Genomic DNA, 16,565 nt, shown 5'->3' with positions numbered 1-16,565 from the left:
TGACTCCAGATGGGGGATGGAAAAATAAAGAGGGTCACTTCGTGGAAGCGATCTTCCAGAGGCTTTCGAACTTTCCGCGCTGCGTGGCCATATGCTGGGTCCACGCCGCGCCGGACAGGTAGGAGATGCCGCGCGCCTCGTTGACGGCGCGGGCCAGGAATTCGGGGTCTTTCGTCGTGGCTTCGATGGCCTCCTGCAGGCGCTTCGCGACATCCGGCGGCAAGCCGCGCGGCGCCGCGAAACCGCGCTCCGACGAGATCGTGATGTCGAGCTTCTGCTCGCGCGCGGTCGGCACGTCGGCCACCAGTCCGGGGCGCCGCGCATTGCCCAGTTGCGCCAGCACCTTCACGTCCTTCGAGGCGCGGTCCGCCTCGGTGAACTCGGTGGTGCTCATCGCCATCACGTCGATGTGATGGCCCAGCAAGCTCGTCTTGGTCTGGGACGTCCCGGCGAAAGGAATGTGATTGACCTTGGCGCCGGTCGCCTGCTGGAGCGCCAATGCAGCCATGTGGCCATTGGTGCCGATCCCGTTGCTGCCCATCGCCAAGCCTTCGGGGTTCGCCTTGAGTTGCTTCACCAGGTCGGCCATCGACGCGAGCTTGCTGTCGCCGGCGACCACGAACATCGTCGGGTCGTCGATCACGCGCGCCAGCGGAACGATGGCCGCCGGGTCGTACTTGGGCTTGCGCTGGATGGGGATGGTCAGCAGCGACGGCGTCGACACGATGCCGATGGTGTAGCCGTCCGCCGTGGCACGGGCGAGCGCGGAATAGGCGATCTCGCCCGACGCGCCCGGCTTGTTCACCACCACGATGCGGGCCTTGCCGCCGACATGCTTTTGAAGAAACGGGGCCATGGCGCGGGCCAGCAAGTCGGTCCCTCCCCCGGCGGCAAAACCGACGACCACCTCGATGGGCCGGTCGTCGGGCCATGCGGCCTGCGCGGACATCGTGGTCATCGCAAAGGCTGCGAGAAGAAGGGTTCGGACTGAACGCATTGGTTGTCTCCGTTTTTTTGTCGTTGTATTCTGTACAACGTCGTTTCATAAATCTGAGACAACTATAGTCGGTTAAAGTCGCGGTTCCACTTGGCGTTTACCCGTGTACAGTACAAAATGCCGTTGTACACAGTACAATCATCAAAACTTGCACGGGGATGAACGATGAGTAATCACGGAGTAGCCGCCGTCGAAAAAGCGCTCGGCTTGCTGGACTGCTTCCGGATGGGGGCCGAAATCCAATCGCTTGCGCAGCTTTCCAGTACATCCGGCATGCACAAGACGACCGTTTTCCGCCTGCTGAACTCGCTGGAGCGGATGAGCTATGTGGTGCGCACGGCCGATGGCCGCTTTGCGCTCGGGCCGCGCCTGCTTTATCTCGGCAAGCTTTACGAGCAATCGTTCCAGCTCGGCTCGATCATCGAGCCCGTGCTGCAGGAACTGGCACTGGCGACGAAGGAAAGCGCGTCGTACTACGTGCTGCATGGCGACGAGCAGCGCATGTGCCTCTATCGCGCCGAGCCCAGCGAAGGGTTGCGCGAGACGCGACTGCCGGGCACGATCCTGCCGCTCGACGATACCGCCATCGGCTCCGTGCTCAAGTACTGGGGAAAAGAAGAAGAATCGGCAAAGCGCGACGAGGCGCTGCCATGGTTTACCGCCGGCGTGCGGGATCTCTACACCGCGGCATTCGCGACGCCGTTGTTCGGCGCGGGTGACAAGTTCATGGCCTCGCTGACGCTTTCTGGTCCCGCCACGCGCCTGCAGGCAGCGGATCGCGGCGAGATTGCGCGCGTGCAACTGGTGGCGGCTGCCAAGCTGTCGAGGCTCCTCGGCGCGAGTTCGGCGTGGTGCGAGAAGGTCTACAGCACGGACAACTACCTCAACGACTGAAGCTGGCGTTGTGAGCCACGCGCGGGCGGGACACGTGGTCCTGGCAAATTTGCCGTCGATCCGGTTGATTACGCTTGCGCCGGAAATCCTCCGCCCATTTCCCTATGCAACGAATCCCGATCAACGCGGCTACGGCTTTCTGCCATCCTGCTTCAGGAGGTGCCGTTCGATGCGCGAATCAGGAAGAAACCAAAGCGCAGCCATCGCAACGAGAATAATCGTTGCTCCAACGCTGCTGTAAAAGCTTGCCGCAATGGCCAGCGCATACACCACAAGCGAGCACTTCCCTTTCCGATCCTTGCCGATCGTATCCGCGAGCGGGGAATCCTTTCCCTCCGCCGCAATGATGGCACGCTGCAGCGCCCAAAAGGATACGGCACACATGAACAGCACAAAAGCATATAGCGCAGTCGGAATTGCCAGGAAGCCGGATTTCCCCATCCAGGTGGTCGCGATGGGAATCATCGTCAACCAGAACAGCAGGTTGAGATTGACCCACATGATTCTTCCGTTTATTCCGCGCACCACCTGGAACAAGTGATGATGGTTATTCCAGTAAATGCCGACGTAAATAAAACTGAGCACATAGCCAAGGAACTGCCGGGCCTCCGCCAGCACGCCATTCCAGTTGAATTCTGCCGGCAGTTGAATCTGATAGAGCATCAGCGTCAGGCTCACGGCAATGACACCATCACTGAAGGACTCGAGTCGGCTCTTGTTGATGATGATGGACTCCCTCAAATGAACTGTTTGCGGAATGAAAGACTGGCCAGATACAGAATGATCAGCATGAAGGGCAGCACGCTCCAGAACCCGATACGCACGTAGAGCACGGCGCCAAGAAATGCACCCAGGACGAAACCTGCCACGATGCTTGCGCTTTTCAGCAAGGCCGTACCATGCTCGCGGCTGAGCGTGCGCACGAAATTGGACAGATCGATGCCAAGCTGAGTGGTATTGCCCGTCATCATGGTGCTGGGGCTGATGTGCTTGATCAACGTCTTGCTCGCCGTATTGCGGATCGCCAGGGCCACCAGGCCCAGGCCGCCGGTCAAGGCCAGTACGCCGGCGTCCGGATCGCGAAATGGATCGAAGTACAAGCCCGCCAGCATGAAGGCCGACAGGAATGCCGCCTCTGCCACGAACAGCCAGCCCAGGGTCTTGTGGGACTGGCTGCAATGGTCTATCCAGATTTTGACAAGCATGACCGTGGCGATGAATAACGGGATGGCGCCCAGCTTGATCCACAGTCCCGCTCCGCCCTTCACGAAGGCAGCGCCGGCCAGCACCAGGTTGCCTGTCACATGGGCAGTGAAAAAGCCCAGCAAAGCGATAAAGCCTATTGTGTCAATGGCGCCCCCGACGATGGTAAGCAGCACTGGTGTACGGCATTGCCTCCACAAGCTGACGGGCGGGCTGTCATGTGACTGCGAATCGCTGATGGCTGTCATGTCGAATGCATCTCCAAATGGCCTCGGGCGCCGCGGAACTAGTGCAGGACAGACGGACTGACGTTCAAACTGAAAGCGTTGGAACTGCACCTGCAGCGTGCGACAAAAAAACCAGGCACCGCTCTTCACCGCGAATCGGAAGCGACCAAAAAGAAGTAGATAACTACCATTCGGGGGTGGCTAGACAGTCGAGGAAGCCCGCTCTGCCCCCTTGTTGCCACATGGCCACAAGAAAGCCGTTGTCCGCAGATTGTCACCGGGACCTATACCGCGGTTCGGGCCTTGCCGAATTGACCGCAGACCCGCAAAAAGACTGGCGCGTCCTAGAGGACTCGAACCTCTGACCGCTCGCTTAGAAGGCGAGTGCTCTATCCAGCTGAGCTAAGGACGCGAAGGGCAGCATTCTACCGCAGCGCGATGCCGCATGGCGGATCAGGAAGTCGCGCGCCGCTGCCAGGGCGCGGATTCGACTGCGCCCGTGCCATGCCCTGCCTTACTGTCACGGTGAAGCGATACGCAATTGCGGCCCGCGTGCTTCGCATCGTAAAGCGCCTGGTCAGCGCGGCGCATCAGATTTTCGACGGTCTCGGTCGGCTCGCGCTGGGCCATGCCGATGCTGACGGTATAGGCAATCGCGTCCGGCTCGGAAGGACACGGCGTGCTTCTCACGGCCGAGCTCAGGCGCAGGCTTGTCACGCGTCCCCGCTCGAGCGTGGTCTCCTGCATGACCACGGCGAACTCTTCGCCACCGAGCCGGCCAATGATGTCTTGCTGACCCACCGTCTTGCGCAGCAAACCCGCGAAATGCCTCAGCACGCTATCGCCGGCCAGGTGCCCGTAGACATCGTTGATGGCCTTGAAATGATCCAGGTCGACGAACGCGACGGTCAGGGGCTTGCCATTCCGGTCCGCTAGCGCACTCGCCTCCTCCAGCTGCTGCCAGAATGCGCCGCGCGCCAGCAGCCCCGTCAGGTCGTCATGGCTGGCCCTGCTCTCCAGCATCCGGCGGAGGCGGTCGTGGGCCATCAGGGCAAAGCTGACCGACAGCCCCACCACGGCGAAGATGTTCAGTACGATCATCGAGCCGTCTTGTGCCAGCAGACCAGGTACACCTGGCTGCGCGATGGAACCGGAGAGATTCCAGGCATTCAGCCCGGCACAGCCGGCAGCAATCAGCACCAGCGACAGCGCGGCGAACCTGCCCGTGCCCCGCTTCTGCCGGAGCAACGGCACAACGCTGCGAACGATATCCAGCAGCAGCAAGGTCTGTCCGATGCCAAGCGCTATCGGCACCCATGGGCGCAGCGCCTGCAGCCAGTCGGCATGCGGCAACCACGTGCCACCGGCAATCGCGGCACCCAAAATCAGATTCAGGACGACCAGCAAGGACGCGCGCCCAGGCCTGCCGGCGAAATGCCGCGTGCCCACCACCATCAGCGAAATGCCGGCGAACAGGACCATGTCGACGGCATCGGCAGCCAGCCAGTACCCTGTGAACTCGGCCACGGCCGGCATGGCGGCCGCTGATGCGGCCACGAGGTCGCCGAGTGCCCACGACGTCAGGCCGCTCAGCCCCATTCCCTGCGAGCGGCGCAGCACGGCGCAAACCACCGCCATTTGCAGGGCCAGCAGGCCTGCAATGAGCACAATCATGTGCGACTGAAACATCTTCATTCCCGTCCAGCGACAGGCAGCGACCCGCACGACGCCACCGTCCCTTTTTGTGTCGATCCTGCTTCGGGACCGTCGTTTTCAAGTTGCCGCCAGACCGCTCCGGACCTCCGGCAGCCAACGCGGCAAACGGATTGGTACGGCGGGCACGCTTGCCGCGAACGGCAGCGCACTTCTTCATGATGATCTGGACAGTCCGCCCAAGAGGTGTACCCTTCATCGATTCCCAGCGGGGCGACGGGCGGACTACGGCGGTCTGGCGATTATCGCCGGGCCCGAATTCAAGTCAAGCTGCAGTTGGCCCGCCCGAAGCGGGGTGCGTGCGCGGCGGCCCCTTCGGGGCGTTGCGGACAACACTTTTTGAGATGGATTGACCGCGCCACGCAGAGCCCGCTACAATAGCCGGCTTCGGAGCGTAGCGCAGCCTGGTAGCGCATCTGATTTGGGATCAGAGGGTCGTAGGTTCGAATCCTATCGCTCCGACCAGTATTTTGCTTTATAGATCAACGGCTTAGACAGTGATGTCTAGGCCGTTTTTCTTTTCCTGGATCATGCCGGCCTCACGGACCAGGCGAAGACGGTTGCGCCTCGCCCGCCGCCGCATTGCGCCGCTCGAAATGGCAGTAGGCATCGGCGGCGACCAACCCGAACAGGGCATGCGCAAACAGGCTTTCCCAGCCTCGCGCCTCGTCAAACCAGTTGAAATAGCGCCCCAGCGCGTAGAAGTTCACCAGGTACGCCACGACGCCAAAGACGATCCCGACGACGGATGCCAGGCCCATGCTCGAATCCAGTCGAAAAGAGCCCAGGATGAATGCCAGCGCCGACGCCAGGATGATCGAGAGCGCATAGTGAACCGTGCCCGCGGCAAGAACGATGGACCAGTTGAAGGTGTCCGGCGAAGCCAGCGCCTCGCGCCCCAGGATAATGGCCGCCACCATCTTCACCGTGTCCCAGGCGCCGAGGTAGAACAGGAAGCGTGCGGTCAGCAGTTCCAGCACCATGTACACCGTGCCGGCAATCAGGCCGGCGACGACGGCCGTGCGCCAGTCAGGCCGGCAGCGTGCATAGTGGTGCGATTGCAGGTGGAGTTCCATGACTACCTCCGTTTGCGAGACCTTCTGACAAGGCCTGTCGAGTTAGTTCTAGTGCATATCGGTCAAATACCAAGGGCCATAGCTGCGCTGGTGATAACCATGAATCACTTATCCACGCGTGGCTGTCGCCTGCTGGCCAATGCAGGAAGCCCCGCTCCAGCGCTTACGTACCTTTCATTGAAAACCGATGCCCGTGGTACAATATATTGTTAGCCCGGGATGTTCCGCGCATCCCTGTCACCGGGCGTTCTCTCCAGCGTGAAGGCCGGCCCTTCAGATCCTTCCGCAGCGTTACAAACATGGCGAGCGACCGGTAACACGTTGCCCGCGCACCCGCGACTCGCACGGCCGAGGTTCTGCGGCCGTATCGGCAAGACAGATCGGCCGGGCAGACAGCGCCCCTGGACGATTTCCTAGCTGGACCAGTTGGCACGCGGTTTGCAGCGCCTTCTGGACCGTGTCGGCTTGCCTGGGACAACTCAAGGCGCACCCCCGCCGCCATGCGGCAAGTCTGTGCACATGCGCCGGACCAGCATGCCCGCGCGTCGCGTCACATCGAATGTAAAACGAAACCATTGCACCCTGCGGGTTGCAGAAAAGGAAGATAGATTGGCTAAGGAAGAACTCATTGAATTTGGCGGTGTGGTGTCGGAAGCCCTGCCCGACAATCGTTACCGAGTCCTGCTCGAGAATGGCGTCGAGATCTGGGCCTATGCATCGGGCAAGATGCAAAAGCACCGCATCCGCATTCTGGCAGGCGATCGCGTTACCCTGGAAATGTCGCCGTACGACCTGACCAAGGGCCGCATCAACTTCCGCCACAAGTCCTGAGTCTTTGCCAGCGCCGGGTTCGGAAGCGATTTTCCGGCCCCGGCCTCAGCGCAATGATTGCGCGCCGGCGTGTGTCACGTGCCTGACACTACGCTCGGAGACACTTGCGGGCTGCCTGACAGGCAGCCCGTATTGTTTGTGCGCGCCGCCACCACGGCGCGCCCTGCTTGCGCCTGTCGGACGGCTTCACCATACTCGAAGCTCACTCCCTGGCCCGCTCCGACATGAACCTGATCCTGTGGCGTCACGCTGAAGCCGAAGAACTCCCCGATCCGCTCAGCCTGAGCCGGAACGCGGACCTGCAGCGTCCGCTCACGCGCCGCGGGCGCAAGCAGGCGGACGACTCCGCGGCGTGGCTGCGGGCTCAGTTGCCGGCCAAGACCCGGGTACTGTGCAGCCCTGCGCTGCGCGCGCGCGAAACCGCAGCGGCGTACAGCGGCCATCCTGAAATTCTGGAAGACCTGGCCCCCGGCGCGGACGTCAGCGCGGTCCTCAGCGCGATAGGCTGGCCGCAGGGCGACGAGAACATCGTGGTGGTGGGTCACCAGCCCTGGATCGGCAGGCTGGCCAGCCTGCTGCTGGCCGGCACCGAAATGAACTGGAGCGTGCGCAAGAGCGGCATCTGGTGGCTGGCCAGCCGTACCCGCGAAAGCGAGGCGCAAACGGTGCTGCGCGCAGTCATCAATCCTGAATTTCTCTGAGATTCGCCGGCGAGGAATTTCTCAATCTTCGCTCAGGCGCCGCGTGGACACGCCAGCTGCCGCTCATCGGCCCGGCGCCCCGAGAAAATTCGGCAAAGAACGATAGTTCGTTGTTTCTCCACTCAATAGAGTCGCGTGGTTCGCCGGCATGCCCGGCGCTGCTGACCCGGAGAAACAAGCATGTCTCGCAGCCCCACCCCGCTCACCCGCCCCAACTGCCCCGCCCACCCCGCACCACCGTCGGTGGCCCCCGGTGGCCATGCTGCGCCTGCATGCGTCATGGAAGCGTCATCGCCGGGTCACGGCACTGTCACCGCGGCTCACTACATTGCTTCGCAACAGTTTCGTCACCAAAAGGACACTCTGATGCGAGACCTCCCGACGCCGACCCAGCCGCTTTTCGACTCCCTGCCCAATGGCCTTGTCGGCCAGTCGGCGCGGAGGCGTCTTCATCGCCCGTCGGATACACCGGCAAATGAATCGCCTGTTCTCAGCGTGGCGTGGGCGCGCCACCAGGACGAAGTAGTCGAAGCCCAGCGCCTGCGCTACAAGGTGTTCGCCGAAGAGATGGGCGCGCGCCTGGCATCGAAGGTGCCAGAGCTGGACGTCGACATGTTCGATGACTACTGCGACCACCTGATCGTACGGGACATGGCCACGCTGAAGGTGGTGGGCACTTACCGGGTGCTGCCGCCGCACCAGGCCAAGCGCATCGGCTGCCTGTATGCAGAATCGGAATTCGACCTCGTTCGCCTGTCCCACCTGCGTCCCAAGATGCTCGAGCTTGGGCGCTCCTGCGTGCACCGCGACTACCGCTCTGGCAGCGTCATCATGGCCCTGTGGGGCGGCCTGGGCGAGTATCTGCAGCGCTGGGGCATCGAGTCCATGCTCGGCTGCGCCAGCGTGCCGATGAGCGATGGCGGCCACTATGCGGCCAGCCTGTACCGGCTGTTCAGCGAGCGCTCGCTGGCACCCATCGAGTACCATGCCTTCCCGCGCTTGCCGCTACCCGTCGAAGAACTCAACCAGCAACTTGAAGTCGAGCCGCCGGCGCTGATCAAGGGTTACCTGCGCCTGGGCGCCCGCATCTGCGGCCTGCCCGCATGGGATCCCGACTTCAACGTGGCTGACTTCCTGACGCTGCTGCGCGTGAACGACATGAATCCGCGCTATGCGCGCCACTTCCTGGGCCTGAACCGCCCGGCCTGAAGCGCTCCGGCGCGATGAAAAACGGCGGCCCCTGGCCGCCGTTTCTGTTTGGCGCCCGGCGGCGCGGCGGCGCCACTCAGGCGTACACCACCTTGTACCGCTTGCCGACGCGCTGCCATTCGTCGGCCTCCTGCGTCAGGCTGTATTCGACCAGTGGATTGGCTTCGATCCAGCTCTTGGGCACCCGAACCTCGAAGCCCTCGTCCAAAGCATCCGAACGCTGCGACACCCGGATATCGGGCAGCGGTGCATCAGAACGCCGGCGGCACAGCACGAAGGCCAGCCGCAAGCTGAACAGCATGCGCCAGTCGAGGAACCTGCCGCTGCCTGAAAGCTTGCCGAGCTTGCCGGCGTGGCCGAGCAGCAAGGCCGCCAGGCGCGCCTGGTCGGTTCTGGAGAAGCCCGGCATGTCCGCGTGCGTCGCGATATAGGCCGAATGCTTGTGGTAGCCGCCGTGGGAAATCGACATCCCCACCTCATGCAGGCTGGCGGCCCAACCAAGCAACCCGAGATTATCCTCGCGGCGTTCATGGGCCGGCTCTGGAAACTGCGACAGCAACGTGGTCGCGGCGCGGCGCACGCGGGTCGCCTGGGCGCGGTCCACGCCGTAGCGGCGCATGAACTGGTCCACGGTCACAGTACGCATGTCCTCGTGGTGGCTGCGCCCGAGGAGGTCGTAGAGCACGCCGAGGCGCAACGCGCCATCGGTCACGTCCATGCGGTCGATGTCGAGTTCGGCGAACACACCAAGCATGATCGAGAGCCCACCCGGCAACACCGGAATGCGGTCCGCCTTCAGCCCCGCCAGCTTGACGCGATTGGTATTCTCGGCCTTGACCAGCGCGCGCTTGAGCCGCTCCAGCCCTTCACGCGTGATGCCATGCTCGGCCGTGCTGTCGTTCATGCCGTTGAGTTCGATCAGCTCGGCCAGCGCGCGCGCCGTGCCCGATGATCCGACCGCCTGCTGCCAACCGGCCGCGCGATACTGGCGCACCAGCACCTGGATCTCGCGTCGCGCGGCCAGTTCGGCCTGCTTCATCGCGTACTCGTCGACGTTGCCGCTCGGAAAGAACTGGCGGCTGTGCGATACGCAGCCGATGTAGAGGCTTTCCATCAGCTGCGACTGGTAACCGCTGCCGATGATGAACTCGGTCGAACCGCCGCCGATGTCGACCACCAGCCGGTTGCCCTGGCAGACCGGCGCGTCGTGCGATGCGCCCAGGTAGATCAGGCGCGCTTCTTCGCGGCCGGCAATGACTTCGATCGGGAAGCCGAGCGCGGCCTCGGCCTCGATCAGGAACTCCGAGGCGTTCTTGGCCACGCGCAGCGTGTTGGTCGCCACGGCGCGCACCTGGTCCGGCGGGAAATCGCGCAGCCGGTCGCCAAAGCGGCGCAAGGCGTCGATGCCGCGCCGACGCGCAGGCTGATCGAGATATTTATCCGGCGTCAGTCCCGCCGCCAGCCGCACCGGCTCGCGCAGCGCGTCGACCTGAAAGATCTGGCTGGCCGGGCCATTGGCGGTAGGGGTTTCGTCCACTCGCCCGATCATCAGGCGAAAGCTGTTCGAGCCCATGTCGACGGCAGCCAGCAGGCGTGGAGAGTTGTTCATTCGATGTCTGGAAAACTGAAAGGCATGGGGTACAGGTTACCGCACCGCAAGAGACGCGTGGTCCGCTTGGCCGGTATGCTGATACACCAGAAAATTATGTCCTCGCCATGTCAACATCATGACAAAATCAAAGTGTCATAAAAGTGACATGAATTTATGGAAAAGTCGCCACATTACCAAAAGAAGGTCATGCCCATGTCGACGACACCGTCCAGCACGCTGCTCAACCGCGAGCTGGGCATTCTTGAATTCAACGCGCGCGTACTGGCACAGGCCGCCGACCCCAAAGTTCCGCTGCTGGAACGGCTGAAATTCATCTGCATCGTGTCCAGCAATCTGGACGAGTTCTTTGAAATCCGCATGGCAGGGTTGAAAGAACAGATGCGCGACAACGCTTCCGGCCTCACGCCCGACGGCCTCTCCTTCCAGCAGACCTATCAGCTTGTCACGGCGCGCACGCAGCAGTTGGTGGCTTCGCAGTATGACATGCTGCAGAACGTCATTTTTCCCCTTCTTGAGAAGGAAGGCATCTTTTTTCACCTGACGACGACCTGGACCGATACGCAGCGCGAATGGGCCAGGGATTTCTTTGTGCGCGAACTCGGCCCGGTCCTTACGCCAATCGCCCTGGATCCGGCACACCCGTTCCCCCGTGTCCTGAACAAGAGCCTGAACTTCGTGGTCGAGCTGTCAGGCAAGGACGCCTTCGGCCGCGATGCGGACCTGGCCATCGTGCAGGCCCCCCGCGCGCTGCCACGCGTGGTGAAGATGCCTGAAAAGCTGTCGGGCTACTCGTTCGGCTTCGTGATGCTGTCCTCGTTCATGCAGGCATTCGTGCATGAACTGTTTCCGTCGATCGACGTCCTGGGCTGCTACCAGTTCCGCGTGACGCGCAATTCCGACCTCTTTGTTTCCGAAGACGAGATCACCGACCTGCGCGAAGCGCTGCAGGGCGAGCTGCCGACGCGCCACTTCGGCGACACCGTGCGGCTGGAAGTGTCGTCGGACACCCCGCCGGCGCTCTCGCGTCGGCTGTTGCTGGAATCAGGCCTTGGCCAGCAGGACCTGTATCGCGTCTCGGGGCCCGTGAACCTGGTGCGGCTGATGCAGATCCCGGACATGGTGGATCGTCCGGCGCTGAAGTTTCCGCCGCACGTGCCGGCACCGGTCAAGCCATTCACGACCGGCGCACCGATTTTCGATGTCATCCGCCAGCAGGACGTGCTGCTGCACCATCCGTTCGAGAGCTTCAACTCCGTGCTTGACCTGCTGCAGCAGGCCGCGACCGACCCGCATGTGGTGGCGATCAAGCAAACGGTCTACCGCACCGGCAATGAATCGCTGGTCATGGAAGCGCTGATGACCGCCGCGCGCAACGGCAAGGAAGTCACCGTCGTCGTGGAACTCCTGGCGCGCTTCGACGAGGAAACCAACATCAACTGGGCCGAGCGCCTGGAATCGGCCGGCGCCCATGTCATCTACGGCGTGGTCGGACACAAGTGCCATGCCAAGATGCTGCTGATCGTGCGGCGCGAAGCCACCGGCACCAAGGCCAAGCAGGTCAAGCTGCGCCGCTACGCCCACCTCGGCACGGGCAACTACCATCCGCGCACTGCACGCCTGTACACGGACTTCGGCCTGCTGACCGCCAACGAGGCCATCTGCGAGGACGTCCACCACGTCTTCCAGCTGCTGACGGGGACCGCCGGCACGATCCGGCTGAACCATCTGTGGCAGTCGCCCTTCAGCATGCACAGCAACCTGGTCGAGCATATCCGCGCCGAGGCGCGCAATGCGCGTGCCGGCAAGCCGGCCCGGATCATCGCGAAGATGAACGCGCTGCTGGAGCCGTCCATCATCGACGAGCTATACAAGGCGTCGCGCGCGGGCGTGAAGATCGACCTGATCGTACGCGGCGTCTGCGCGCTGATGCCCGGGGTGCCGGGCATGTCCGAGAACATCGCGGTGCGCTCGATCGTCGGGCGCTTCCTGGAGCACCACCGCGTCTATTACTTCCTGGCGGGCGGCGAAGAGGTGCTCTACCTGTCGAGCGCCGACTGGATGGACCGCAACCTGTTCCGCCGTGTCGAGGTAGCGTTCCCCGTACTGGACAAGGCGCTGAAGGCACGCGTCATCAAGGAAAGCCTGCAGGTGCACCTGCGCGACAATGCCTCGGCGTGGATCATGCAGCCGGATGGCAATTACGTGTGCAAGCAGACGCGCTCCAAGCACCCGCACGTGAGCCAGAACGATCTGCTGGCCATGTTCGGCAGCGCGTGAGCAGTTGCACAGGCGCAACGAAGAAGGGCCCGCTTCAAAGCGGGCCCTTCTTCTTACACCAGACTTATCCAGTGATATGCCGATGCGACTTCAAGCGGCGCGACGCGAGGGATCGGCCACTTCCAGGCGCACGCTGCGCTCCAAAGGGAAGATGACGCGGAACACACTGCCCCGCCCCACTTCGCTGCTCACGCGCAGTTCGGCATGGTGGCGCGAGACCACATGCTTGACGATGGCCAGGCCAAGGCCGGTGCCGCCGGTATCGCGCGAACGGCTGCGATCGACACGATAGAAGCGCTCGGTCAGGCGGGGAATATGCTCGGGCGCAATGCCGAGACCGGTATCGGCCACCGAGAACACGGCATGCCCGTCATCCCAGCCGAGCCGGATCGTGATGCGCCCGCCGGCCGGCGTGTAGCGCACGGCATTCGAAACCAGGTTGCCCAGCGCCGACATCAGTTCCATCTCGGTGCCGCGCAGCCCGACCGTAGGGTCGATCTCGGAAACGATCTCGTGGCGCTCCTGCGACAACGCTTCCGCGTCGTGCACCAGATGGCTCGCCAGTTCCCGGACCGGCACCAGATCCTGCCCGGGCGCATTGCCGTCGCTTTCAAGCTTGGCCAGGGCCAGCAGGTCCTCCACGATGCTTTGCATGCGCATGGACTGCACCAGCATCATGTCGACATAGCGCCGCCGGTCCTCCTCGGACACCGGCAAGTCGCGCACGGTCTCGAGAAAGCCGGTCAACACGGTCAGCGGCGTCTTCAGCTCGTGCGATACATTAGCCACGAAGTCGCGCCGCATGGCCTCGGTGTTTTCCAGCTTGGTGATGTCCTGCGTGATGACCAGCTTGCGGTTGTCGCCATAGGGCAGCACCTGCACCGAGATCACGCCCTGCTTGTGCTCGCCCATGTCGCGCATCGACAGCGGCTCGTCGAAGCGCTGGCGCGTCAGGTAGTGGACGAACTCGGGACGGCGGATCAGGTGCGTGATACGCTGGCGCACATCGCGCCGCGCGTTCAGGCCGAAATGCTGCTCGGCCACGTCATTGCACCACTCGATCTGGTCGGCATCATCGAGCATCAGCACGCCGTTTGGCGAGGCCTGGATGGCCTGGATGAAGCGCGTATGCTGCTGCTCGACCTGCAGGACCTGCAGGCGCCAGCGCTTGACCAGCCTGTGCAGGCGATAGTAGACCTCACCCCAGAGACCGAGCGCGCTGGGAATCTCGCCATACGCCGGCGCGTCCAGGACCTTCCACAGCCGGTTGATCTGGTAGAGATGGAATGCCACCAGGCATACCAGTGAAGCACTCATCACGGCCAGCGCAGGCACCGCGCCCGCCACGAAATAGGCTCCGACGGCAACCACCACCAGGCTGATCAGGATGGCCGCGGAGCGGGCCCAGATGACATTCATGCGCGCAAAAGAAACTCGGGAGCCCGGAGTCCGGGCAGATGGCAGCAGAGCCGCCGTTTTGCGGCAGAGTTTGCCACGAATTCGTGACGACTGGCCATGCAGCGCTGGCCACGCCGCATTCAGTTGCCTGGCGTACGGGCCAGCCGATAGCCGCTTCCCCGCACCGTTTCGATCATATTGCTATAGCCGCCGGGCGTCAGCGCCGCACGCAGGCGCTTGATATGCACGTCGACGGTACGCTCTTCGACGAAGACATGGTCGCCCCAGACGTGGTCGAGCAGTTGCGAGCGGCTATGCACGCGTTCCGGATGGGTCATCAGGAAGTGCAGCAGGCGGAACTCGGTCGGACCGAGATCGAGCTTGATCTGGCCAGCGTTGTCTTCTCCCGTCACACGGTGCGTGGCCGGATCCAGCCGCAGGCCGTTGATCGCCACCACATCATCGGTAAGCTGCGGCGCACGACGGCGCAGCACGGCCTTGATGCGCGCAAGGAGTTCCTTGGGCGAGAACGGCTTGGTGACGTAGTCGTCCGCACCGGCCTCAAGGCCCATCACCTTGTCCTGCTCCTCGCTGCGTGCGGTGAGCATGATGATGGGAATCTGCTTGGTGCGTTCATTGGCACGCAGCTCTTTGGCGAAGGTTGCGCCTGACTTGCCCGGGAGCATCCAGTCCAGCAATACCAGGTCGGGCAGCACGTCGCTCATCAGCGACAGCGCCTGCTCGGCGTTATAGGCACGGATCGGATAGTGCCCCGCGTGCTGCAGGTTGACGGCGATCAGCTCGGCGATCGCCGGTTCGTCTTCGACAACGAGAATACTGCTTGGCATGTGTGTGTTTCTCCGGAGGTGCGGCTCAGCTCAGGGCTTCGCGCTCCATGTCCTCACGCGATACGTGGCGGACATCGGTCCCCTTGACGATATAGATGATGAACTCGGCAATGTTCTTGGCGTGGTCGCCGATGCGCTCGACCGCCTTGGCCACGAACAGGAAGTCCAGCGCGACCGAGATCGTACGCGGGTCCTCCATCATGTACGTAATCAGCTTGCGCACAAAGCCGCGGAATTCCTCGTCGATGGCCTTGTCGTCCTTGACGATGCTCGCGGCCGCCACGGTATCCAGGCGGGCAAAGGCGTCCAGGGCCTGGCGCAGCAGCGAGATGGCCATCTCGCCCGACAGCTTCACTTCGGCGTAATTGATATTATGCGCCGCCGCGTCTTCCATGATGTGCTTGGTGCGCTTGGCGATCTTCTCGGCCTCGTCCCCCGCGCGCTCCAGGTTCGTGATGGTCTTGGAGATCGCCATCACCAGGCGCAGGTCGCGCGCGGTCGGCTGGCGGCGCGCGATGATGTTGCCGCAGTCGGCGTCGATCTCGACTTCCAGCGCATTGAGCTGCTGCTCGCGCGCGATGACCTGGTCGGCCAGCGAGGCATCGAAGTCGGCCAGCGCGCGCATGGCGAGCTGGATCTGCGACTCGACCAGGCCACCCATCTGCAGCAGCTTGGTGTTGATGGCATTGAGGTCGGCGTCGAATTGCGTTGACAGGTGCTTTTCAGGCATGTTTATCTCCAGTCCGCGAAGGGTTTCCGGGGAGTTGGCGTGGCACGGCGGCCGGCATCAGCCGAACCGGCCGGTAATGTAGTCTTCGGTTTCCTTGCGGTGCGGCTTGATGAAGATCTTCTCGGTCTCGCCGAATTCGATCAGTTCGCCCAGGTACATGTAGGCGGTGTAGTCCGAGCAACGCGCGGCCTGCTGCATATTGTGGGTCACGATCACCACCGTATATTCGTCTTTCAGCTCGGCGATCAGTTCCTCGATGCGGCCCGTGGAGATCGGGTCCAGCGCCGAGCACGGCTCGTCGAGCAGCAGGACTTCGGGGCGGATGGCAATGCCGCGCGCGATGCACAGGCGCTGCTGCTGGCCGCCCGACAGGCCGTAGCCGGACTGGTGCAGCTTGTCCTTGGCCTCGTTCCACAGCGCGGCCTTGGACAGTGCCCACTCCACGCGGTCATCCATTTCGGAACGCGACAGCTTCTCGAACAGGCGCACGCCAAAGGCGATGTTGTCGTAGATCGACATCGGGAACGGCGTCGGCTTCTGGAACACCATGCCGACCTTGGCGCGCAGCAGCGCGATGTCCTGGCGGCTGGTCAGCAGGTTCTCGCCGTCCATGTTGATCTCGCCCTCGGCACGCTGCTCGGGGTAGAGGCCATACATCTTGTTGAAGGTGCGCAGCAGCGTGGACTTGCCGCAGCCCGACGGCCCGATAAAGGCCGTCACCTTGCGGTCAGGAATCGACATGTTGATGTTCTTCAGGGCATGGAACTGGCCATAGAAGAAGTTCAGGTTGCGCACGTCGATCTTGGAGCGCACGGCGTCGGGAATATCGATGACAGTCGAAGTCATGCT

At 62.9% G+C, this 16,565-nt stretch carries 15 protein-coding genes and 2 tRNA genes; 6 read left to right on the top strand and 11 right to left on the bottom strand.

Annotation, left to right across the window (positions count from 1 at the left end; translation table 11 throughout):
* Positions 1–34: 34 nt before the first annotated feature.
* Entirely contained in the window at positions 35–997 is a 963-nt protein-coding gene (locus tag AC3FKH_RS23070; protein ID WP_488678086.1) for a tripartite tricarboxylate transporter substrate binding protein, read from the bottom strand.
* Positions 998–1,162: 165 nt separating this feature from the next.
* Between AC3FKH_RS23070 and AC3FKH_RS23065 the strand changes: the two genes are divergently transcribed.
* Positions 1,163–1,891, top strand: a complete 729-nt coding sequence (locus AC3FKH_RS23065; RefSeq protein WP_488678084.1) for an IclR family transcriptional regulator — start codon at positions 1,163–1,165, stop codon at positions 1,889–1,891.
* A 129-nt stretch (positions 1,892–2,020) separates the two neighbouring features.
* Here the strand turns inward: AC3FKH_RS23065 and AC3FKH_RS23060 are convergent, their stop codons facing one another.
* The 4 genes from AC3FKH_RS23060 to AC3FKH_RS23045 all read right to left on the bottom strand — a co-directional run bounded on the left by AC3FKH_RS23060 (position 2,021) and on the right by AC3FKH_RS23045 (position 4,995).
* On the bottom strand, positions 2,021–2,632 hold the full coding sequence (locus AC3FKH_RS23060) for a TMEM175 family protein (RefSeq protein WP_488678083.1): 612 nt from the start codon (positions 2,630–2,632) through the stop codon (positions 2,021–2,023).
* Positions 2,629–3,342 (bottom strand): YoaK family protein, encoded by a 714-nt coding sequence (locus tag AC3FKH_RS23055; protein ID WP_488678082.1) that lies wholly within the window; start codon positions 3,340–3,342, stop codon positions 2,629–2,631. Before AC3FKH_RS23055 ends, AC3FKH_RS23060 begins: the two co-directional genes overlap by 4 nt.
* A 314-nt stretch (positions 3,343–3,656) precedes the next feature.
* Positions 3,657–3,733, bottom strand: a tRNA-Arg gene (locus AC3FKH_RS23050).
* A 41-nt stretch (positions 3,734–3,774) separates the two neighbouring features.
* Positions 3,775–4,995: a GGDEF domain-containing protein gene (locus AC3FKH_RS23045; protein WP_488678081.1), complete on the bottom strand. Its 1,221-nt coding sequence runs from the start codon at positions 4,993–4,995 to the stop codon at positions 3,775–3,777.
* Positions 4,996–5,422: 427 nt separating this feature from the next.
* On the opposite strand from AC3FKH_RS23045, the gene AC3FKH_RS23040 reads away from it, so the two are divergent.
* Positions 5,423–5,499: transfer RNA gene (locus AC3FKH_RS23040), tRNA-Pro, on the top strand.
* 74 nt (positions 5,500–5,573) lie between these two features.
* On the opposite strand, the gene AC3FKH_RS23035 is transcribed toward AC3FKH_RS23040, so the two are convergent.
* Entirely contained in the window at positions 5,574–6,110 is a 537-nt protein-coding gene (locus tag AC3FKH_RS23035) for a hypothetical protein (RefSeq protein WP_488678080.1), read from the bottom strand.
* A gap of 609 nt (positions 6,111–6,719) precedes the next feature.
* On the opposite strand from AC3FKH_RS23035, the gene infA reads away from it, so the two are divergent.
* From infA to AC3FKH_RS23020, 3 genes are all read left to right on the top strand, one after another.
* Positions 6,720–6,941 carry a translation initiation factor IF-1 gene (gene infA / locus AC3FKH_RS23030; protein ID WP_006578938.1) on the top strand — a complete coding sequence of 74 codons (222 nt, stop codon included), beginning with the start codon at positions 6,720–6,722 and terminating at the stop codon, positions 6,939–6,941.
* A 224-nt stretch (positions 6,942–7,165) separates the two neighbouring features.
* Positions 7,166–7,642 carry a SixA phosphatase family protein gene (locus tag AC3FKH_RS23025; RefSeq protein ID WP_488678145.1) on the top strand — a complete coding sequence of 159 codons (477 nt, stop codon included), beginning with the start codon at positions 7,166–7,168 and terminating at the stop codon, positions 7,640–7,642.
* A gap of 366 nt (positions 7,643–8,008) precedes the next feature.
* Positions 8,009–8,851, top strand: a complete 843-nt coding sequence (locus tag AC3FKH_RS23020) for a GNAT family N-acetyltransferase (RefSeq protein ID WP_488678078.1) — start codon at positions 8,009–8,011, stop codon at positions 8,849–8,851.
* 76 nt (positions 8,852–8,927) lie between these two features.
* On the opposite strand, the gene ppx is transcribed toward AC3FKH_RS23020, so the two are convergent.
* A complete protein-coding gene (ppx, locus tag AC3FKH_RS23015) occupies positions 8,928–10,460 on the bottom strand; it encodes an exopolyphosphatase (RefSeq protein ID WP_488678077.1) in 1,533 nt (510 codons plus the stop codon).
* A 156-nt stretch (positions 10,461–10,616) separates the two neighbouring features.
* On the opposite strand from ppx, the gene ppk1 reads away from it, so the two are divergent.
* Positions 10,617–12,740 carry a polyphosphate kinase 1 gene (ppk1, locus tag AC3FKH_RS23010; protein ID WP_488678076.1) on the top strand — a complete coding sequence of 708 codons (2,124 nt, stop codon included), beginning with the start codon at positions 10,617–10,619 and terminating at the stop codon, positions 12,738–12,740.
* A 90-nt stretch (positions 12,741–12,830) separates the two neighbouring features.
* Here the strand turns inward: ppk1 and phoR are convergent, their stop codons facing one another.
* The 4 genes from phoR to pstB form a co-directional block, all read right to left on the bottom strand.
* The gene (gene phoR, locus AC3FKH_RS23005; protein ID WP_488678075.1) at positions 12,831–14,159 is read right to left on the bottom strand and encodes a phosphate regulon sensor histidine kinase PhoR; all 1,329 of its coding nucleotides are present in this window, start codon (positions 14,157–14,159) and stop codon (positions 12,831–12,833) included.
* Positions 14,160–14,278: 119 nt separating this feature from the next.
* Complete coding sequence (gene phoB / locus AC3FKH_RS23000) at positions 14,279–14,986, bottom strand: phosphate regulon transcriptional regulator PhoB (RefSeq protein WP_483708559.1); 708 nt, start codon at positions 14,984–14,986, stop codon at positions 14,279–14,281.
* A gap of 25 nt (positions 14,987–15,011) precedes the next feature.
* Positions 15,012–15,716, bottom strand: coding sequence for a phosphate signaling complex protein PhoU (gene phoU / locus AC3FKH_RS22995; protein WP_488678074.1), 705 nt, complete (start codon positions 15,714–15,716; stop codon positions 15,012–15,014).
* A gap of 57 nt (positions 15,717–15,773) precedes the next feature.
* Entirely contained in the window at positions 15,774–16,562 is a 789-nt protein-coding gene (gene pstB / locus AC3FKH_RS22990) for a phosphate ABC transporter ATP-binding protein PstB (protein ID WP_483708561.1), read from the bottom strand.
* Positions 16,563–16,565 lie beyond the last annotated feature (3 nt).

This window comes from Cupriavidus sp. 21MJTG02-4 (genome assembly GCF_057798975.1).
The sequence above is the reverse complement of the archived record's forward strand: the minus strand, read 5'-3'. Positions and strand labels throughout refer to the sequence as shown.